The 19,644-nt window shown below is 63.9% G+C and carries 21 protein-coding genes and 1 tRNA gene; 13 read left to right on the top strand and 9 right to left on the bottom strand.

From position 1 onward, the window contains the following. Nucleotides 1-56: 56 nt before the first annotated feature. Complete coding sequence (locus tag ACERHN_RS18330; protein WP_415920454.1) at nt 57-833, bottom strand: hypothetical protein; 777 nt, start codon at nt 831-833, stop codon at nt 57-59. Beyond that, nucleotides 834-1,670, bottom strand: coding sequence for a DUF2059 domain-containing protein (locus ACERHN_RS18325; RefSeq protein WP_415920453.1), 837 nt, complete (start codon nt 1,668-1,670; stop codon nt 834-836). It lies immediately after the preceding gene. A gap of 155 nt (nt 1,671-1,825) precedes the next feature. Between ACERHN_RS18325 and ACERHN_RS18320 the strand changes: the two genes are divergently transcribed. Both ACERHN_RS18320 and ACERHN_RS18315 read left to right on the top strand, forming a co-directional pair. After that, a tRNA-Ser gene (locus ACERHN_RS18320) sits at nt 1,826-1,915 on the top strand. A 153-nt stretch (nt 1,916-2,068) separates the two neighbouring features. Continuing rightward, complete coding sequence (locus tag ACERHN_RS18315; RefSeq protein ID WP_415920452.1) at nt 2,069-2,395, top strand: DUF4157 domain-containing protein; 327 nt, start codon at nt 2,069-2,071, stop codon at nt 2,393-2,395. Nucleotides 2,396-2,471: 76 nt separating this feature from the next. Here ACERHN_RS18315 and ndk read toward each other — a convergent pair whose 3' ends face one another. After that, a complete protein-coding gene (ndk, locus tag ACERHN_RS18310) occupies nt 2,472-2,894 on the bottom strand; it encodes a nucleoside-diphosphate kinase (protein WP_415920451.1) in 423 nt (140 codons plus the stop codon). Between the two features lie 187 nt (nt 2,895-3,081). On the opposite strand from ndk, the gene ACERHN_RS18305 reads away from it, so the two are divergent. The 4 genes from ACERHN_RS18305 to ACERHN_RS18290 all read left to right on the top strand — a co-directional run bounded on the left by ACERHN_RS18305 (nt 3,082) and on the right by ACERHN_RS18290 (nt 6,657). After that, nucleotides 3,082-3,438: a hypothetical protein gene (locus ACERHN_RS18305; RefSeq protein ID WP_415922800.1), complete on the top strand. Its 357-nt coding sequence runs from the start codon at nt 3,082-3,084 to the stop codon at nt 3,436-3,438. A 37-nt stretch (nt 3,439-3,475) separates the two neighbouring features. Further along, a complete protein-coding gene (locus ACERHN_RS18300; protein WP_415920450.1) occupies nt 3,476-5,323 on the top strand; it encodes an ABC-F family ATP-binding cassette domain-containing protein in 1,848 nt (615 codons plus the stop codon). A gap of 98 nt (nt 5,324-5,421) precedes the next feature. Then, entirely contained in the window at nt 5,422-6,048 is a 627-nt protein-coding gene (locus ACERHN_RS18295; RefSeq protein ID WP_415920449.1) for a MarC family protein, read from the top strand. Nucleotides 6,049-6,078: 30 nt separating this feature from the next. Beyond that, nucleotides 6,079-6,657: a TIGR02281 family clan AA aspartic protease gene (locus tag ACERHN_RS18290; protein ID WP_415920448.1), complete on the top strand. Its 579-nt coding sequence runs from the start codon at nt 6,079-6,081 to the stop codon at nt 6,655-6,657. Here the strand turns inward: ACERHN_RS18290 and ACERHN_RS18285 are convergent. Next, a complete protein-coding gene (locus tag ACERHN_RS18285; protein ID WP_415920447.1) occupies nt 6,654-7,112 on the bottom strand; it encodes a DNA polymerase III subunit chi in 459 nt (152 codons plus the stop codon). The two genes, ACERHN_RS18290 and ACERHN_RS18285, sit on opposite strands and share 4 nt — an antisense overlap. A gap of 4 nt (nt 7,113-7,116) precedes the next feature. After that, the gene (locus ACERHN_RS18280; protein ID WP_415920446.1) at nt 7,117-8,589 is read right to left on the bottom strand and encodes a leucyl aminopeptidase; all 1,473 of its coding nucleotides are present in this window, start codon (nt 8,587-8,589) and stop codon (nt 7,117-7,119) included. A 165-nt stretch (nt 8,590-8,754) separates the two neighbouring features. On the opposite strand from ACERHN_RS18280, the gene lptF reads away from it, so the two are divergent. Genes lptF through rsmA form a run of 6 tightly spaced genes read left to right on the top strand, consistent with a single transcriptional unit; the run spans nt 8,755 to nt 16,161 of the window. Continuing rightward, nucleotides 8,755-9,876, top strand: a complete 1,122-nt coding sequence (gene lptF / locus ACERHN_RS18275) for an LPS export ABC transporter permease LptF (protein ID WP_415922767.1) — start codon at nt 8,755-8,757, stop codon at nt 9,874-9,876. After that, entirely contained in the window at nt 9,873-10,970 is a 1,098-nt protein-coding gene (gene lptG / locus ACERHN_RS18270; RefSeq protein WP_415920445.1) for an LPS export ABC transporter permease LptG, read from the top strand. Before lptF ends, lptG begins: the two co-directional genes overlap by 4 nt. Beyond that, a complete protein-coding gene (locus ACERHN_RS18265) occupies nt 10,963-13,131 on the top strand; it encodes an LPS-assembly protein LptD (protein ID WP_415920444.1) in 2,169 nt (722 codons plus the stop codon). Before lptG ends, ACERHN_RS18265 begins: the two co-directional genes overlap by 8 nt. Beyond that, the gene (locus ACERHN_RS18260) at nt 13,128-14,360 is read left to right on the top strand and encodes a peptidylprolyl isomerase (RefSeq protein WP_415920443.1); all 1,233 of its coding nucleotides are present in this window, start codon (nt 13,128-13,130) and stop codon (nt 14,358-14,360) included. Before ACERHN_RS18265 ends, ACERHN_RS18260 begins: the two co-directional genes overlap by 4 nt. Continuing rightward, nucleotides 14,357-15,322, top strand: a complete 966-nt coding sequence (gene pdxA, locus ACERHN_RS18255; protein ID WP_415920442.1) for a 4-hydroxythreonine-4-phosphate dehydrogenase PdxA — start codon at nt 14,357-14,359, stop codon at nt 15,320-15,322. Before ACERHN_RS18260 ends, pdxA begins: the two co-directional genes overlap by 4 nt. Further along, the gene (rsmA, locus tag ACERHN_RS18250; RefSeq protein WP_415920441.1) at nt 15,319-16,161 is read left to right on the top strand and encodes a 16S rRNA (adenine(1518)-N(6)/adenine(1519)-N(6))-dimethyltransferase RsmA; all 843 of its coding nucleotides are present in this window, start codon (nt 15,319-15,321) and stop codon (nt 16,159-16,161) included. Before pdxA ends, rsmA begins: the two co-directional genes overlap by 4 nt. Nucleotides 16,162-16,282: 121 nt before the next feature. Here the strand turns inward: rsmA and ACERHN_RS18245 are convergent, their stop codons facing one another. The 3 genes from ACERHN_RS18245 to prfA form a co-directional block, all read right to left on the bottom strand. Then, nucleotides 16,283-16,816, bottom strand: a complete 534-nt coding sequence (locus ACERHN_RS18245; protein ID WP_415920440.1) for a DUF4167 domain-containing protein — start codon at nt 16,814-16,816, stop codon at nt 16,283-16,285. Nucleotides 16,817-17,038: 222 nt separating this feature from the next. Then, nucleotides 17,039-17,872, bottom strand: a complete 834-nt coding sequence (prmC, locus tag ACERHN_RS18240; RefSeq protein WP_415920439.1) for a peptide chain release factor N(5)-glutamine methyltransferase — start codon at nt 17,870-17,872, stop codon at nt 17,039-17,041. Continuing rightward, nucleotides 17,869-18,918 carry a peptide chain release factor 1 gene (gene prfA, locus ACERHN_RS18235; RefSeq protein WP_415920438.1) on the bottom strand — a complete coding sequence of 350 codons (1,050 nt, stop codon included), beginning with the start codon at nt 18,916-18,918 and terminating at the stop codon, nt 17,869-17,871. The genes prmC and prfA overlap by 4 nt, the downstream gene beginning before the upstream one ends. A 62-nt stretch (nt 18,919-18,980) precedes the next feature. Between prfA and ACERHN_RS18230 the strand changes: the two genes are divergently transcribed. Then, nucleotides 18,981-19,268 (top strand): hypothetical protein, encoded by a 288-nt coding sequence (locus ACERHN_RS18230; protein ID WP_415920437.1) that lies wholly within the window; start codon nt 18,981-18,983, stop codon nt 19,266-19,268. On the opposite strand, the gene ACERHN_RS18225 is transcribed toward ACERHN_RS18230, so the two are convergent. After that, nucleotides 19,209-19,622 (bottom strand): DUF1499 domain-containing protein, encoded by a 414-nt coding sequence (locus ACERHN_RS18225; protein ID WP_415920436.1) that lies wholly within the window; start codon nt 19,620-19,622, stop codon nt 19,209-19,211. The two genes, ACERHN_RS18230 and ACERHN_RS18225, sit on opposite strands and share 60 nt — an antisense overlap. Nucleotides 19,623-19,644: the final 22 nt, after the last annotated feature.

Raw genomic sequence — 19,644 nt, 5'->3', positions numbered from 1 at the left:
TGGCAGAGATGCGGGCTTATGTGCGGATCACGCCCCCAAGTCAAGGGCCGCCCGCATTAAAGATCGTTCTGCGGCAACAACCGTCCGACAACCTGCCCCAAACCATAGGACAGCGCGACATAGCTCTCTTCGAATGCCGTGCTCAGGGCGGCATCCACCCCCTGCCCCACATCGGTTTCCCAAAACGCGGCATAGGTGTCGAGGGCATTGGCCTCAAGTGCGGACCCGACAAGCATATAGTACCCGGTGATCCACGCACGTGTCTCGTCCTCGATCGCGGCGCGCTGGCCGTCCACGTCCGGCACATCCATGCCCGGCGCCGCGGCCAACAGACCGTCGAAAAAGGCCAGCCGGGCCGCCACCGCGATATCGGTGTTCACCGCCACGAGGTCGCGCACCTCAAGCAAGCGCAGCACCGCGTCGTTGGCGTTGGACGCCTGCGCACGCACCGCCGCCTCGACGCTCTCGTCCACGATGGCCGCGCGGGCCTCCACCTCGAGGCGGACGATGTCCTGTCCCTGAGCACTGTCGAAAAACACCAGCGCCTGTTCGGCATCCGCCGGGTCCACCTGCGCGGCAAAGCTGGTGCGCAGCTCGGCCTCCATCCGCGCCGGGTCATAAAGACGCCGCGCGGTCTCGTAAAAGACGTCGCCGCCGTCCCCGCCAAGGAAGTTGCGGTCAATCGCCTGCATCGACTGGCGCCCATCCTCGGCAAAGGCCGAAATCAGACCGGGCAACCCCATCGCATCAAAAAGCCGGTTGGCCACGCCGTCGGCCTGCACCGGGACCGCAATGCACCAAAGTAACGCTGCAAAAAGGGCGTGGCGCATCATTTAAAGCTCCTGACTGGGTTGCAGGTCCTGCATCGCCACGGCGAGCGCTTCGAACCGGTTGGCCATGATCTCGTATTGCACGGCATTCATCAGGTTATAGACCTCGCGCATTTTCGGATGCTCCAGCGCTTCGACATATTCCAGCACTTCTTCGTCGGAGAAGGACTGGTAGGTATAGGCCGCACCGGTCATCGCCCCTTCGGAAATGCTCTGCTCCAGCACCTCGACATCGCGGGACAACAGCTCGCGCAGGTCCGCTTCTTCAAGCTGCAGTTCGATCACGCCCGCCCCTGCGGCGGCCATGAGGAACCGCACCTGCACCTCCTGGATGGCCCGCACCGCAACGCCTGCGCTGTCGGAGGCGTCGTTCATGCGCACAAGATAGTCGAGCCGCGGACTGTCGATGCGGGCCAGGCCCGCAATGATCGCCTCTCCGCTTTCGGATTTCAGATCGTCTTCTTCGGACATGTGCGACGCGTTTTCCGCCACCACCAGCCGTTGCCCCAGATCAGAGGCGTAGAATTCCGACGCATGGGTCAGCAGATCGTCGCTGAGCGTTTCTTCGAGGATGTCGAGCGCGAGGTCATGCATCACGTCCGTCTCGAACACCTCACCGGAGAGCCGCGTCCACTCCGAACCAAAGTCTTCGGCCTGCAACCCCAGCATCTCCGGCGCAGAGCTGGCCGACAGCCGGATGCTTTCCAATGCGACGTCAAAGCCGGTCACTTCCAGAAACGCCTCCAGCTTGGCGCGGTCCGCCGCCTCCCCGGCACGCGGCATGACCAGCAAAGTGAGGGCAAAGACAACAGATACAGCAACAAATCGCACGGCGTGCATGATGATCCTTCCAAGAACAGCGTCGTTAAGGTTTCGTTAAACCGTATGCCAAAACGCAGCGGCGTCCATCAAAATCCTTGTGAAAGCGTTAACAGGCAAAAACCGCCTTGCCTCAGGCACGGCTTGGCACTAAACGCTGCCCACCAGACCCCCGCGGAGAGGTGCCGGAGTGGTCGAACGGGGCGGTCTCGAAAACCGTTGTGGGTGCAAGCCCACCCAGGGTTCGAATCCCTGTCTCTCCGCCACTCCCATTTTTGCACGACCGCCACAGGCGACTTGAGCGCGCGGTTGCGCCACATGCTCCAGACGCTTGGATTTGCATCCCGAATGCGGCGCGCTGAGCTAGGGAATTCCTGACTGTGCATTGGTCAATCGCGCCGTTACGGTTGTCCCATCACATGCCGGAGAAACTCACCATGGCCGTCAATTCCAACTGTCAAAACGTCGCCGCCGCGGTCAAAGCCGTCGCTCAATCCATGGGCGTGTCGGAAGCCGACGCGCTCAAGGTGCTCGTGTCGCGCGGCGCAAAAGACTATGCGCAAAACATGAGCGCACGCGCCTTTACCCAAGGATCAAAGGTCAGCTTTGGCGCAGGCGCGCAGACGGGCGCCTTGGGTCACGAGGTCACACACACGATCCAGCAAAGCACACGGCAGATCGAAGCCGCCAACAGCCGCGCCTCCGCTGGCGGTGGTGGTGGTGCCGGCGGACCCGCTGCCAAGTAATTCGGTACGCACGCCACGAAAAAGGCCGCGCGCGGGATCCCGCACGCGGCCAATCTTTTTCCTGAGGCGATAGTCTTTAGCCGACCAGTTCCAGGCCGGAGAAGAAATACGCGATCTCTACGGCTGCGGTCTCGGGCGCGTCCGACCCGTGCACCGAGTTTTCACCAACGCTCTCGGCAAACTCGGCGCGGATCGTGCCCTCGGCCGCGTCAGCCGGGTTTGTGGCGCCCATCACTTCGCGGTTCTTGGCAATCGCGTTCTCGCCTTCGAGAACCTGCGCAACGATCGGTGCGGACGCCATGAATTCGCACAGCTCGTCATAGAACGGACGCTCCGCATGCACAGCGTAGAACACGCCCGCTTGCGCCTTGGTCAGGTGCATGCGCTTTTGCGCAACGATGCGCAGGCCCGCTGCTTCGAACTTGGCGTTGATGGCGCCGGTCAGGTTGCGGCGTGTGGCATCGGGTTTGATGATCGAAAACGTGCGCTCGAGAGCCATGGGTCGTCCTTTCAGGTCATATGGGCCAACACGGCCCAATCCGTTTCGGCGCCGCGATATCACGCGATTTCAGACAAGAAAAGACCATTGTACGTTGCCGATTTTCCCGGAACGCCAGTGCAATCTGCGGTTGACGTGTCGCGGGAAAACATACCCACTGTCGCCATTACCAAACCCGGAGATTTTCATGACCCGCATTTTTTACCCCGCCCTGTTTTTCACATTTGCAGTGCCGTCCATGGCCGCGGCGCAATCGCCCTCCTGTGACGTGATGCTGTCCAACAATTTGTCCCGCAATGCCGCAGCCGCGATTTTTGCGGACACGGACATTGAAGGCGATGCCGGTGACCTGAACTTTGCCATCGCGGCAAGCCGGGTCCTGGCAACACGCGAAGGCTGCGCCTCGGACGCCATCGTTGTTGATGCGGACCGGTCGAAATGCAGCGAAGACATCTGCCGCATCGAAAGTTCGGTGGGATACTTCCTTGTGCACGTGGCAGAAACGCCGTCGGATGTGCTCGTGTTCTGGGCGCGCTACGACTGATCTGGCGCGCGCCGATCCGCTCTGCTAGGGCAGCGCCATGCTGCGGATCAACGACATCACCTATGCCATTGCGGGCCGGCCGCTTTTTGACGGGGCCAGTGCGGTCATTCCCGAAGGTCACAAAGTGGGCCTCGTCGGGCGCAACGGCACGGGCAAAACCACGCTCTTTCGCCTGATCCGGGGGGAGCTGGCGTTGGAATCGGGGTCATTGTCCCTGCCCGCGCGCGCCCGGATTGGTGGCGTGGCCCAGGAAGCGCCCGCCAGCGATGTCAGCCTGCTCGACACGGTGCTCGCGGCGGACACGGAACGCGCGGCGCTTCTGGCTGAGACGTCAGACGACCCCGCCTGCATCGCCGAGATCCAGACGCGGCTCGCCGATATTGACGCCTGGTCGGCCGAGGCACGCGCCGCCACCATTCTCAAGGGCCTGGGCTTTGACACCGAGGCACAGGCGCGCCCCTGTTCCGATTTCTCTGGTGGCTGGCGCATGCGCGTGGCGCTGGCCGCGGTGCTGTTTTCGCAACCCGACCTGCTGCTGCTCGATGAGCCCACCAACTATCTCGACCTCGAAGGGGCGCTCTGGCTCGAAGCCTACCTCGCCAAGTACCCGCATACGGTCATCATCATCAGCCACGACCGCGGCCTTCTGAACCGCGCCGTGGGCAGCATCCTGCATCTCGAAGACCGCAAGCTGACCTACTATTCCGGCCCCTATGATCAATTCGCGCGGCAACGCGCCGAACGGCTGGCGCTGGCCGCAGCCATGTCCAAGAAACAGGAGGCCCGCCGCGCCCACCTGCAATCCTATGTGGACCGGTTCCGCTACAAGGCCGACAAGGCCAAGCAGGCGCAATCGCGCCTCAAGGCCCTGTCCCGCATGCAACCCATCACCACGCCGCAAGAGGCCGGGCTGAAACGGTTCGACTTTCCCAACCCCGAAGAACTGTCGCCGCCCATCGTCCACCTCGACGGGGCGGCCACCGGATATGGCGACACCACCGTGCTCCAGCGCCTTAACCTGCGCATCGATCAGGATGACCGCATCGCCCTGCTGGGCCGCAACGGGATGGGCAAATCGACCTTGTCCAAACTGCTGAGCGACCGGCTCCCGAAACTCTCCGGCAAGATCACGCGCAGCTCCAAACTCCGCATCGGCTATTTCGCCCAACATCAGGTGGACGAACTGCACGTCGATGAAACCCCGCTCGATCACCTGCGCCGCGAACGCCCCCAAGAAGGCCCCGCCAAATGGCGCGCCCGCCTGTCCGGCTTTGGCCTGATGTCAGAGCAGGCCGAAACGGTGGTGGGCAAGCTGTCGGGCGGGCAAAAGGCACGTCTGTCGCTGCTGCTGGCCACGCTCGACGCCCCCCACATGCTCATCCTCGACGAACCCACCAACCACCTCGATATTGAGTCCCGCGAGGCGCTGGTTGAGGCGCTGACCAACTACACCGGCGCGGTCATCCTGGTGAGCCACGACATGCACCTGCTGGAACTGGTCGCAGACCGGCTCTGGCTGGTCTCGGACGGCACCGTCAAACCCTATGAGGACGACCTCGAAAGCTACCGCCAGCTCCTGCTCAGCGATGGCAAACCGCCAAAACCCACCAAACCCGACACGCCAAAGCCCAAAAAACCCTCCCGCGACGCGATCCTCGCCCTGCGCTCCGAGGTGCGCAAATCCGAAGCCCGCCTCGAAAAACTCAACCAGATGCGCGACAAACTGGCCGACAAACTGGCCGACCCCGACCTCTACGAAGCGGCCAATCTCGGCGAAATGGAGGTCTGGCAAAAGAAATACGCCGAAGTCATGGGGGCCCTCGAACGCGCCGAAACCCTCTGGATGCAGGACATGGAAAAACTGGAAAACGCCGAACGCGCCTGATCTTCTTCTGGCTGAAAATACCACGGGGGTTTGGGGGCAGAGCCCCCATCAGAAAAATAAATCGCGTGCGCCCGCAGGGCGCTCCATTTGGAAACAGCATGATCGACACCGCCTTTCTCATCACCGCCTTTGTGACCATGTTCGTGGTGATCGACCCCGTGGGTCTTGCGCCGCTCTTCGTGGCTTTGACCCAAGGCATGACCGCGCGCGCCCGCCGCGCCATCGCATTCCGGGCCTGCGGCATCGCCATGCTGCTCCTGATCCTCTTTGCCCTCTTTGGCGAGGCGGTGCTGGGCTTTATCGGCATCTCCATGCCCGCCTTTCGCGTGGCGGGCGGGATCCTTTTGTTTCTCACCGCGCTCGACATGCTGTTCGAACGCCGCACCAAACGGCGCGAAGACCAGAGCGACAGCCCCGAGACGGTCGACGACCCGTCCGTCTTCCCGCTTGCCATCCCGCTCATTGCCGGGCCGGGCTCCATCGCCTCCGTCATCCTGCTGACCGGACAGGTCCCCGGCGCCGAGGGGCTGGCACTGGTGCTGGCGATCACGGCGCTTGTGCTCGGTGTCTGTCTCCTGCTCTTTCTGGCGTCCGGGATGCTGGAACGCGCATTGGGCAAGACCGGCATTACCGTCGTCACCCGCCTTCTAGGCATGTTGCTCGCTGCACTTTCGGTGCAGTTCGTGCTCGATGGATTGCGTGATTTCGGGTTCATCCCCGGCTGACATCCCCCACCGCGCGCCTATATTGAACTCATGAGTTCCGACAACATCGCCCAGCTGATCTATCTCGGCGCCTTTGGCCTCCTCCTGGCAGGGGGCTTTTTGCTGACCAACAGGCTGAGCCTGAACAAGACCCTGCAAATGGCCGCCACCTGGGTCCTGATCTTTGTCGGCGTGATCGCGGCGGTGGGGCTTTGGGGCGATATTCAGGATGACCTTTTCGTCAACCAGACCCGTTTCGATGCAGAATCCGTGACCGTCCCGCGCAGCCGCGATGGCCATTATTATCTCACGCTCGACATCAACGGCACACCGACAGATTTCGTCGTGGACACCGGCGCGACCGATATCGTGCTGACCGCCCAGGACGCCGAGGCCGCGGGCCTTGATCCCGACAACCTCAACTTTCTCGGGCGCGCCAACACCGCCAATGGCGAGGTGCGCACCGCACCCGTGCGCCTCGATACCGTCACCATCGGCCCCTATGAGGACCGCGATGTCTATGCGGTGGTGAATGGCGGTGAGATGCGGCAGTCCCTGCTCGGGATGGGCTATCTGCAACGCTGGGGCAGGATCGAGATTTCCGGGGGCGAGATGACGCTGATGCGCTAACCGCTTTCGGCCTTCTTCTCCCACTTTCCGCTTTCCTCGGACCAGTATTGCGCCGCAGCCCCTGCACCTGTCAGGGCCTTCCACTGCCCGCGCGCAACATTCAGCGCCTCCGCGTCATTGCCGTCAAAGAGCACGCAAACCCGGTCAAGCGTGCCCACCTCGTGCGCCGTCACCTCCGCGCCGTCCACAGACATCAGGCACGTGGCGCCGTTGCTGGCCGCCCCCGTGGTCAGCAAAACCGGTTGATCCGCATCGTGATCGCCCCCGGCCATCCCGTGCGGCAAAAACCCATCCTCGGGTGTGAGCCAGAGTTTTTCATCCAGCCACGCCAGCCGCGACAGGTCAGGCCCGCGCACGGCGACACGCATGTCCCGGCCCCGTGCCGCGTGCAGCAACTCGGTCAATGCCACCTCAAGCGGGCGGCGCGTCAGGTGATAGAAATAGGCCGCGCCCAAGCGCTCACTCCGCCTCGTAATTGTCCGCCACCAGCCGGTTCAGCGCCAGAACGCCCCACCCGGTGGCCCCTTTGGGCGCCAGCATCGTGTCGGATTTCACCGACGCCACACCGGCGATATCCAGGTGGATCCACGGCGTGTCATCCTTGACGAACCGTTGCAGGAACTGCGCCGCCGTCACCGACCCCGCCGCACGCCCGCCAATATTCTTCATGTCCGCAATGCGCGACTTGAGCAGATCGTCATAGGCCTGACCCAATGGCATGCGCCACGCGCCTTCACTCTCGCTGGCCGCCGATTTCAGGAACGCGTTGCAGAACGCATCGTTGTTGGAAAACACACCTGCGTTCTCATGACCCAGCCCGATGATGATGGCCCCGGTGAGCGTCGCCAGATCAATCATGCCGACGGGTTTGAACCGCTCTTGCGCGTACCACATCACATCACACAGGACGAGCCGACCTTCGGCGTCGGTGTTGATGATTTCGACCGTGTCCCCCTTCATTGACGTCACAACGTCACCGGGCCGCGTGGCATTGCCCGACGGCATGTTTTCGACCAACCCGACCAGACCGACGACATTCGCCTTGGCTTTGCGCGTGGCGAGCGCCTTCATCGTGCCGGCGACAACGCCTGCGCCGCCCATGTCCATGGTCATGTCTTCCATGCCGCCTGCGGGCTTGAGGCTGATGCCGCCCGTGTCGAACACGACGCCCTTGCCGACCAGGGCCAGCGGTGCTTCGTCACCGCCGCCATTCCATTCCATCACCACGACCTTGGACGGGCTGTCCGACCCCTGCCCTACGGACAAAAGCGTGCGCATTCCAAGCTTTGCAAGCTGATCTTCATCCAGTATTTCAACCTTGAGGCCGAGATCCGTCAGCGCCGAAAGCTGGTCCGCGAATTCGGTGGTGGTCAGCACATTGGCAGGCGCATTGATCAGATCGCGGGTAAAGAACATGCCCTCGGCCACCGCCATCAGAGGGACGGCCGCCGCCTGCGCGTCTTCGGGTTTGGCGCAGGTGATCGTGACCTCACCCTGCGTTGCGTCCGCATCGGTCTTGTGATCGACAAAGCTGTAGCCGCGCGCCGCAAGGCCGAAGGCCACTTCGGCAATGCGCCGCGTCCCGTCCGCCGCAAGCAGCAGATCGTCAGAGCCGCGCAACCGCGCCAGCGCGGCGCCCCCCTTGCGCGCCTCTTCCACGGAATGCGACCGGGGCAGGCACAGCACATCCACGGCCATCGCGGCCATACCGACCGGCCAGGCAAGCGTCGTGACCTTGCCCGCAGACATCTTGGCGAACGCATCGCTTTCCACGAACCGTTTCAGCGCCCCCTTGGTCAGCCGATTCACTCGGCGTGCCGATTGGCCCATGCGACCTTCGGGATCGACGACGACGGCGACACGCCCGGTTGCCTCTCCGATCGCGGCCAGATCAGTTGCAGCAAAGGTCACAGGGGTCAGGGACGTGGTCATGGCGCTCTCCGGAATGGTGATTTAACCAAAGACGTAACGCGCATCCGCACCGCTGACCAGAGGGCGGCGGCGTTTAGCGGTTTTCGCAGCCCGCCACATGGGATACCTTTGCGGCAATACGCTGTCGCACGACACATGCAAGACGTCAGAATCAAGGGGGACATCGTGGCCAGGTTCGACCGCTATCTGCTGTCGCAACTTCTTGTGCTCTTTGGCTTTTTCTCCCTCGTGCTGGTGGCCGTGTTCTGGATCAACCGCGCGGTGCAGCTGTTTGACCGGCTGATCGGGGATGGCCAGACGGCGCTCGTTTTTCTGGAGTTCACGGTTCTGGGACTGCCCCGGCTGGTCACAACCGTGCTGCCCATCGCGACGTTTGCCGCCACGATCTATGTCACCAATCGGCTCAACAACGAAAGCGAGCTGACGGTGATGTCCTCCACCGGGTCGTCGCCGTGGCGTCTGGCGCGGCCCGTGCTGCTCTTTGGGTTGATCTCGGCGGTGATGATGTCCGTGCTCAGCCATGATCTGGTGCCCCGCTCCACCGCGCAGCTGGGCGAACGCGAGGCCGAGATTTCACAGAACATCACCGCGCGCATCCTGACAGAAGGTACGTTTCTGAGCCCGGTGAGCGGCGTGACCTTCTACACCCGTGAGATCGGCGACGACGGCGTGCTGCGCGACGTTTTTGTCGCCGACCGGCGCGATCCGGCGATCAAGATGATCTACACCGCCGCCGAAGCGTATCTTGTGCGCAATGATGACGGCACATCGCTCATCATGCTCGACGGGCTGGCACAGCGACTGCTGGCCGAGGGGCAGCGCCTGTCCACGGCCAAATTCCAGGATTTTTCGTTCGACATCTCGACGCTAATGCAATCCGACACCGCGGTTGAAGAACGGCTGAGCCATATGGGCACGTGGCGCCTGATCACCGACCGTGCCGCGCTGGAGGCGCAGGGCATGGGCGCAGGTGCGCTGGCCGAAGAGATCCACAGCCGGTTTGCCCGCGCGGCGTTCTGCGTGGTGACGGCTCTCATTGGGTTTGCGACGCTTCTGGTGGGCGGGTATTCACGCTTTGGCGTCTGGCGCGAGATCGTGATTGCGTTTCTGCTGCTGCTGGTGCTGGACGGCACACGGACCACCCTTTCCGACCCTGTGATGCAGGATGCGGACATGTGGCCGATCCTCTATGCGCCGTCGGTGGCGGGCGGGATCATCGTCATCGCCATGCTGTGGAGTGCGGCGCATCCCGGATGGGCGCGGCGCAGATTGCGAGGTGCCGCATGATCCTGCACATCTATTTCGCGCGCCGTTTCGTGCAGAGCATTCTGGTCGTCAGCGCGGTGCTGCTCGCTGTGATCGCGCTGGTGGACCTGATCGATCAGACGCGCAAGTTCGGCGATCTTGGCATCGGTTTTGGCCAGCGGTTGGGCCTGACGGTGTTGAACGTGCCGGAAACGCTGAACCAGATCCTGCCGCTGATCCTGATCCTGGCCACGGTCGGCCTGTTCGTGAACCTTGCGCGCACGTCCGAGCTGGTGGTGACGCGAGCGGCGGGCCGGTCGGCGCTGCGCGCGCTCGTGGCGCCTGTGATGGTTGCGCTGGCGCTCGGCATCTTTGCCACGACGACGCTGGGGCCCATCGTAGCGGCCACGTCGAAACGCTATGCCGTGCTTGCGGAAACCTACCGCTCCGGCGGCGCATCTGCCCTTGCAGTCAGCGAGGACGGCCTGTGGCTGCGTCAGGGCGGCGATCAGGGGCAGACGGTCATTCGCGCCGCGCGCTCCAACGCGGATGCCTCCGTTCTGTATGATGTGACATTCGTGGCCTATGCCCGCGATGGCGGCCCCGTGCGCCGCATCGAAGCGGCAAGTGCCGCGCTGCAGGACGGGGCGTGGTCGCTGCGCAGTGCCAAGGTCTGGCCCCTGGCCACCGGCATCAACCCCGAGGCAAACGCCGCCACCCATGACATCCTTGCCCTGCCCTCTACCCTGACGCTGGACCGCATCCGCGAAACGCTGGGCACGCCTGCGGGCGTGTCGATCTGGGACATGCAGGCCTTTATCACCCAGCTGGAGCAGGCCGGGTTTTCCGCGCGCCGCCACCATGTGTGGTTCCAGACGGAACTGGCCCGCCCGATCTTTCTGATGGGCATGGTTCTGGTTGCCGCAGCGTTCACGATGCGCCATACCCGCTTTGGGGGGACCGGCACCGCAGTGCTGGCCGCAGTGCTACTGGGGTTCGGTTTGTATTTTATCCGCAGCTTTGCGCAGATTCTCGGTGAGAACGGGCAGCTTCCTGTGCTGCTGTCGGCCTGGGCACCGCCCCTGGCATCAATCCTTTTGGCGCTTGGTCTTTTGTTGCAGGCCGAGGATGGCTGACCTGATGCGCATAACCGCACTGGCCCTGGGACTGCTGTTCCTTGGCTGCGTGGCGGCCCTGGCGCAGACAACGCCAACGCCTCCGGCTGTGCTGGTCGCGGATGATATCGTCGTCACCCCTGACCGCCGCCTGATCGCCAGCGGCAGTGTCGAGGCGTTTCAGGGACAGACCCGGCTGACCGCCCAAGCCATCGAATATGACGCCAATGCAGGCACGTTGATCATCACCGGCCCCATTGCCATCGACAATGGCGAAGGTGCCGTGATCCTGGCCGATCAGGCCGAACTCAGCCGCGATCTGCAGGATGGATTGCTGATCGGTGCACGGCTGGTGCTGGATGAACAATTGCAATTGGCCTCGGTGCGCATGAACCGCGTCGGCGGGCGCTATACCCAGCTTTACAAGACCGCCGTGACATCGTGCCGGGTGTGCGAAGACGATCCCCGCCCGCCCCTGTGGCAAATCCGGGCCAAACGGGTGATCCATGACGAGGAAGAGCGGCAGCTGTATTTCGACGAGGCGCTGCTTTACTGGCGCAACACGCCGATCTTTTACCTGCCGCGCCTGCGCATGCCGGACCCGACACTGGACCGAGCGAGCGGGTTCCTCTTTCCCGAAATCCGGTCGAGCACGCTGCTCGGCACCGGGGTCAAGGTGCCCTATTTCATCACCATCGGCGAAAGCCGCGACCTGACGCTGACGCCATACATCTCGAACCAGACGCGCACGCTTGAATTCCGCTACAGGCAGGCGTTCCGCAAGGGCCGGATCGTCTTCGAAGGCGCGGCCTCGCGCGACGACCTGCAACCGGATGATCAACGCGGCTATCTGTTTGGCGTGGGCGAGTTCGAACTGGGCCGCGACTTCCGGCTGCAATTCGATGTAGAGCTGACGTCGGACGACGCGTACCTGTCCGACTATGGCTATTCGGACAAGGACCGGCTCGACAGCGAAGTCCGGGTCAGCCGCACCCGGCGCGATGAGTACATCCAGCTGTCCTATATCAACGTCAAAACCCTGCGGGACGACGAAAACGACGACTTCCTGCCGTCGGACATCGTCGAAGCACTCTATGACAGGCGCTTCTTTCCCACGGCTCTGGGCGGTGAATTCCGCCTGGCGGCAGAGGCGCGCACGCATTTGCGGCAATCCGATGATCCCGGTGACAGCGATGGCGACGGGGTGGCGGACGGGCGCGATGTGACCCGCGTGAATATCGAGGCCGATTGGCGGCACACCCGCTTTGTCGGTGGCTTCGAAGTGGCCACCCGCCTCGGCCTGAGCGCGGATGCGTTCGAGATCAAGCAGGATGCGGTCTTTGACAGCACCGACAGCGAAATCAGCCCGCATGCCGCCATCACCCTGCGCTATCCGATGGTGCGCCACGATCCCGGCGGGGTCAGCCAGGTGATCGAACCGGTGGTGCAATTGTCCTATGTGGGCGGCGACGGGCTGAACGTGCCCAATGACGAAAGCACGTTTGTCGAATTTGACGAAGGCAACCTGCTGACCCTGTCGCGCTTTCCGGCGCCAGACCGGCGGGAACGCGGGTGGGCTGCGGCCATCGGCGCCACGTGGGCGCGGTTTGATCCCGACGGATGGTCCGCGAACCTGACCATCGGGCAGGTCATCCGCCAGGAATCGCAAGGCGATTTCACGGTGTCCTCCGGCCTTGGCGGGTTGCAGTCCGATTACCTGCTGGCCGGTCAGATGAAATTCGACGGCGGACTGGCCATTGCCGGCCGTTCGCTCTTTGATGATCAATTCGACGTGGCCAAGGCGGAATTCCGCGGCAGTTGGCGCAATGACCGGATCGACATCGGCAGCAGCTATGTCTGGATCGACGAAGACGATCAGGAAGACCGGCCCGATCCGATCTCAGAGCTCAGCTTTGACGGCAGCTACAGGATTGACCGATTCTGGACGGCCGACCTCGACTGGCGCTACGATCTGACCGAAGGTCGGGCGGCCACGGCACGCGCCGGGATCGCCTATAGCAACGAGTGTATCCGGGTGGCGGCATCTGTCACGCGGCGGTTTGCGGACTCAACAACGGTTGAGCCCTCGACCAATCTGGGCTTTACAGTGTCCCTGAGGGGCTTCGCCACCGAAGCCGGGGGCCATTCACAGGTACGATCATGCGGAAAGCAGGCGAAATGAGCGGTAAACTGACACGGATCATCGGGGCTGCGGCCCTTGCAGCGGTGGGCTTTGCGGCCCCTATGGCCAATGCGCAAAACCTCTTTGCCACCGTGGCCAAGGTGGACGAGGCGGTGATCACGGAATTCGAAGTCCAGCAGCGCAGCCGGTTCCTGCAGGTGTTGAATTCGCCCGGCAGCGACCGCGCCGCTGTTGTCGAAGAGCTGATCAAGGACCGCCTGCGTGTGGCCGAAACGCGCCAGCTGGGTGTGACCCTGAATGACGGCGCGCTGGAACAGGGGCTTGTCGATTTTGCCGGTCGCGCCAACCTGACGGTCGAGGAATTCACCGCCGGTCTGGCCCAGGCCGGTGTTGCGCGCGAAACCTTCCGCGACTTCGTCGCCGTGTCGCTGATCTGGCGTGACTATATCCGGGCGCGGTTCGGATCACGTGTGCAGATCTCCGAGGATGAGATCGACCGCGCCGTAAGCCAGGTGAACAGCGCCAGTGGCATCGAAGTGCTGGTGTCGGAAATCATCATCCCGGCCCCGCCGGATCGGGCGCAAGCGGTTCTGGCGCAGGCCGAAGAGATTGCGCAATCCACGACCGAAGCGCAGTTTTCCAGCTTTGCCCGCCGCTTTTCCGCCACCGCGTCGCGTGGGCGTGGCGGGCGGCTAGACTGGTTGCCGATCACGGATCTGCCCGCCCCTCTGCGTCCGCTTCTGCTGGCGCTTGGGCCGGGTGAGGTGACGCGACCGCTTCCCATTCCAAATGCCGTGGCGCTGTTCCAACTGCGCGATATCCGCGAAACCTCTGCTCCGGCGCAGGAATTCGCCGCCATCGAATACGCGGCCTACTATATCCCCGGCGGTCGCACGCCCGAAGCCCTCGGCGTGGCGCGCAGCATCCGGGAAAATGTGGACCGCTGCGACGACCTTTACGGCATTGCGCAGGGCAAGCCGGAGAACGTGCTTGACCGGGGCAGCCTGCCGCCGGCCGAGATCCCGCAGGATATCGCCATTGAGCTTGCCAAGCTGGACCCCGGCGAAGTGTCCACTGCGCTGACCCGTGCCGGTGGCAATACGCTGGTGTTCCTGATGCTGTGCGGACGGACCCCCGCGCTCGAAGAAGATCAGGTTGTCGACCGCGAAGCCGTCGCGGGCCAGTTGCGCAACCAGCGTCTGACGGCGTTTTCCGAAAACCTGCTGGCCGAGCTTGAGGCGGAAGCGAATATCGTCATCTTCGAATGACCCAAGCCGTTGCCGTCACCTGCGGTGAACCTGCGGGCGTAGGTCCCGAGGTCGTGGCCAAGGCCCGCGTGGCCCTGGGAGACACCGTGCCGTTGTTCTGGATCGGTGACCCCCGGCACCTGCCCGATGGCACGCTCTGGCACGCCATCGACACGCCCGACGATGCGGGCGCGATTGCGCCGGAGGTTTTGCCGGTCCTGCCGCATCCATTCCCCAGCCCGGTCACACCCGGCCAGCCCGCGCCGGAGAATGCCCAAGCCGTCATGGATGTGATCGCCCGGGCCGTGGCGCTTGTCACAGAAGGGGCGGCCTGCGCCCTGTGCACCGCCCCCATCCACAAAAAAGCGCTCAAGGACGGGGCGGATTTCGCCTATCCCGGCCACACGGAGTATTTGGAGGCTCTCACAGGTGCACCGCGCGCGGTCATGATGCTCGCTTCGCCCGAGTTGCGCGTGGTGCCCGCCACGATCCACATTGCGATATCGGAGGTGCCGCGCGCCCTGACCCCGAACCTGTTGCGCGAGACGATCACCATCACGGCGCGCGATCTGCGGGACCGGTTCGGACTGTCGCATCCGCGCATTGCCGTCGCCGGGCTGAACCCGCATGCGGGCGAAGGCGGCACGATGGGGCACGAAGAACGCGACTGGATTGCGGATCTTGTGGCCGATATGGCCGCCGAAGGGCTGGACGTCACGGGCCCCTGGCCCGGCGACACGCTGTTTCATGCGGCGGCCCGCGCACGCTATGACGCCGCAATTGCGATGTATCACGATCAGGCGCTGATCCCGATCAAGACACTGGATTTTGACCGCGGCGTGAATGTGACGCTGGGCCTGCCCATCGTGCGGACATCGCCGGATCATGGGACAGCCTTTGACATTGCGGGCACCGGGACCGCCAACCCGACCAGCATGATCGAAGCCTTGCGGCTCGCCTGGGCCATGGGGGGTGGCGCATGAGCGCCATCGACACCCTGCCGCCGCTGCGCGAGGTCATTGCGACCCATGACCTTAGGGCAAAAAAGACGCTGGGACAGAATTTCCTGCTGGACCTGAACCTGACGGCCAAGATTGCGCGGCAGGCGGGTGATCTGGGCGCATGTGATGTTCTGGAGATCGGTCCGGGTCCGGGCGGGTTGACCCGCGGTTTGCTGGCCGAAGGCGCGCGTCATGTCCTTGCCATCGAAAAGGATGCGCGGTGTCTCGCAGCATTGTCAGAGATTGCCGCGGCCTATCCGGGTCGGCTGACGGTGCTCGAGGGGGATGCGCTGGAGATTGACCCGCTGGCGCATCTGACACCGCCGATCCGCGTGGCGGCGAACCTGCCGTATAATGTGGGCACGGAGCTGTTGGTGCGATGGTTGACGCCCGCGGTCTGGCCGCCGTTCTGGGAGACGCTGACGCTGATGTTTCAGCGCGAGGTGGCGGAGCGGATCGTGGCGCAGCCGGGATCGAAAACCTATGGGCGGCTCGCGGTGCTGGCACAGTGGCGGGCGGACGCGCGGATTGCGATGAGCCTGCCGCCGGAGGCATTCACGCCCGCCCCGAAAGTGTCGAGCGCGGTGGTGCATCTGACGGCGCTGCCTGCGCCGCGATTCGAGGCGGATGCGGCGGTTTTGTCACGTGTTGTGGCGGCGGCCTTCAATCAGCGACGCAAGATGCTGCGCGCGGCCTTGAAAGGCGTGGCGCCGGACATCGAGGACCGGTTGCGCGCAGCAGGTATCGCGCCCACGGACCGGGCCGAACAGGTGCCGCTGGAAGGGTTTTGCGCGCTGGCGCGCGCTGTCGCATCAGACTGAGGCTTTGGCCGAGATGTGAGACCAACTTGGCTCTGGCGATTTGAAGCTCGCGGGGCGCTCTCGTTTGAGACCCCCGGGGCCCTGCCCCGGACCCCGTGGTATTTTCAGCCAGAAGAAACGGCTATTCTGCGGCTTCGGGGGCGCTGCCGCCTTCGGGGGCTGGCGTGTCATCCTGCGGCTTGGGCTTGCGGCTGCGGCTGCGGGATTTCGGTTTGGGCTTGGGCTGGCTTTCGGGCGTCTCGACAAGGCCGCTGTCGGCGCCCGCGTCGACCACATCGGGTTGCGGGGCGTCGGCCGGGTCGGCATTGGCCTCCTGCTCCTGACGCTGGGCCCGTTCGCGGTCGCGTTCCGCCTGCCGTTCCCGGTTCTGGCGTTCCTGTTCCTCGCGGCGGGCATCGATTTCGCGCTGCGCCTCGCTGAGCATGCGCAGGTAATGTTCGGCGTGCTGCTGGAAGTTCTCGGTCGCCACGCGGTCACCGCTCAGCTGGGCATCGCGGGCCAGCTGGTTGTATTTGTCGATGATCTGCTGCGGCGTGCCGCGCACCTTGCCCTCGGGGCCCGAGCTGTCGAAAACGCGATTGACGACATTGCCGCCGCTGTTACCACCGCGATTGCGGTTGTTCTTGGACCGGGACCGTGATCTCGAAGATTTCATATAGTCTGCTCAGCTCTCTGGCGTGGTGACTGGGATCGCGCGTGGCGCGCGCTGCATGATCACCAAAGGCCGTGGGTGGCGTAACCGGAGATCAGCGGGATGGGACGCGGTGAGTGGCGGCAGCCTTTTGCACCGGCGACTGCGACAGGAATAAGCACGCAAAACGGCGTTCGACAAGTGCAAAACGCGAGAAAGATGGGGATTGGGTCGATTTTGGCGCGATCACGCGGGATTTCGCGCGACAACGACACGGTCCCGCCCATCGAGATCGGGCAACACCGTCACCACGCCCCACCCATGCGCGCGAAAGAGCGCCGCAACCGACGCCCCCTGCGCGGGGCCGATTTCGCACATTACGGTGCCGTCCGCGTCAAGGTAAGCGCCCGCCTCTGCTGCGATGATCCGGTAGGCGCTTTGGCCGTCGCCGCCATCGGTGAGGGCCATGTGCGGCTCGTGCTGCGCCACTTCGGGGGCAAGGCCCGCCATCTCGTCCGCCGCGATGTAGGGCGGGTTCGACACGATGAGGTCAAACCGGCCTTCGACCCTTTCGAACCAGTCGCTGACAAAGATGTCAGCCCGGTCCGCGACCGCATGGGTCACCGCGTTGGCGCTGGCCTCGAGACAGGCGGCCTCGCTGAGATCCACGCCCACGCCTGTCGCGTCGCTGCATTCGGCCAGCAGCGTCACGAGGATACAGCCCGATCCCGTGCCCAGGTCGAGCACACGGGCAAAGTCCTGCGCCAAGGCCGCTTCGATCAGGGATTCGGTTTCGGGGCGCGGGTCGAGGACCGCATTGCTGACCCGAAAGTCGCGGCCATAGAACGCGCGGCGCCCCACGAGGTGGCTGACCGGGACCCGTACGGCGCGCAGCGACACCAGCTGATCATAGCGTTCGGCGATGTCCGGGGCGATATCCTCCGGTGCGATCAGGGTCACACGGGCGGCGTCCACGCGGGCGGCATGCGCCAGCAGCATCCGCGCATCCCGCGCCGGATCCGGCACCCCGGCGGCACGCAGGCGGGCAGCAGCAGAGGCCATGGCTTCGGCGGCGGTCATCCGTTCATCTCCGCCATCAGCCGCGCCTGCGCATCCGCAGTCAGAGCGTCGATCACCTCATCCAGATCGCCCTGCATGACCTGATCCAGCTTGTAGAGTGTCAGGTTGATCCGGTGGTCCGTCATGCGCCCTTGCGGAAAGTTGTAGGTGCGGATGCGTTCGGAGCGGTCGCCCGACCCCACTTGCGACGCCCGGTCAGAGGCGCGTTCGCTGTCGACACGGCTGCGTTCCAGGTCATAGAGCCGGGCGCGCAGGACCTGCATCGCCTTGTCCCGGTTGCGGTGCTGCGATTTCTCGGAACTGGTCACCACGATGCCTGTGGGCAGGTGCGTGATGCGCACGGCGGAATCGGTAGTGTTCACGTGCTGCCCGCCCGCACCGGAAGAGCGCATCGTATCGATGCGGATGTCCTGCGGGCTGATCTCGATATCTACCTCCTCGGCCTCGGGCAGAACCGCGACGGTCGCGGCCGAGGTGTGGATGCGTCCGCCGCTTTCGGTGGTGGGCACGCGCTGGACCCGGTGCACACCGGATTCGAATTTCATCCGGGCGAACACATTGTCGCCAGTGATATGCGCCACCACCTCCTTGATCCCGCCCAACTCGGTTGCGGCCTCTTCGACCAGGTCGACTTTCCAGCCGCGCGCCTCGGCATAGCGTTGATACATCCGCAGCAGGTCACCGGCAAAAAGTGCGGCCTCATCCCCGCCCGTGCCGGGCCGGATTTCCAGCATCGCAGGGCGCGCATCAGCCGCATCCTTGGGCAGGAGCGCCAGTTGCAGCGCCTCTTCCGCAGCCGGCAAGGCCGCGCGCAGGCGCGGCAATTCCTCGGAGGCCAGTTCCGCCATTTCCGGATCGGCCAGCATCGCCTCTGCCTCTGCGAGGTCCTCGACGATCCGGTTATAGGCCGCGATCTGTTCCACCACCGGCTTCAGATCGGAATATTCCTTGGCCAGCGCAGCAATATCGCCCGATCCATCGGCCATTGCGGCCTCAAGATATTGAAAGCGTTGCGTGATCTGATGAAGGCGGTCGGTGGGGATCATGTGTCGGGTGTGCGACAACCTTGTCCTTTGGTCAAGGGCGTCGCGATGCTATATTCTGTGCCATGAAACACGCATTTTTTCTTTCCCTTCTCATGGCCAGCCCTGCGCTGGCGGATGTCACGTCGCCTTCGGGCAAGACCGTCGAATGCTACTGCACTGACCGCGGTGGGCTGCGCATCGAATTGGGCGAAACAATCTGTATGCAAGTGGATGGGCGCATGTTCATGGCCCAATGCCAGATGTCGCTGAATTCACCGATGTGGCGGCAGGTGCAGGAGGGCTGTCTCAGCTCATCCCTCGGCGGCGGTGAGCAGATGTCGGAGCCGCTCGGCGTTTACCCCCAGATCTGACCGGCCAAAGCGCAGGCGGGCGTGCATGCGCAGCAGGCCGTCCGAATGTTCCACGGTGGTGTAATCGGGGAAACCGATCACTTTGGACCGGGTGACGTATGTGATGCGCCCTTCGTTCACGGACCCCGCAAGCACGCGCGTGCGGGGCAGCGCACGTGCCGCCGCGTCAACGCGCGCCAGTGCCGCCGCCTCCACACTCAGAACCCGGATGGCACCGCCGGTCTGATCACTGCTTGTCGTGGCCGTGACGGGGACGTGCCACCGGCTTGGGTCGGACGGAGCAAGGCGCACATAGGCCAACGCGCCAACGATTAAAATCCCAGCAATGACAACGATATAAGCCACGTATTTCATCCCGATCCAATCCAGAGCCCGC

Source organism: Tateyamaria rhodophyticola, from assembly GCF_047777875.1.
Classification (GTDB): Bacteria; Pseudomonadota; Alphaproteobacteria; order Rhodobacterales; family Rhodobacteraceae; genus Tateyamaria.
Note: the sequence above shows the minus strand (reverse complement) of the source record. Positions and strands in the feature narration are given on the sequence as shown.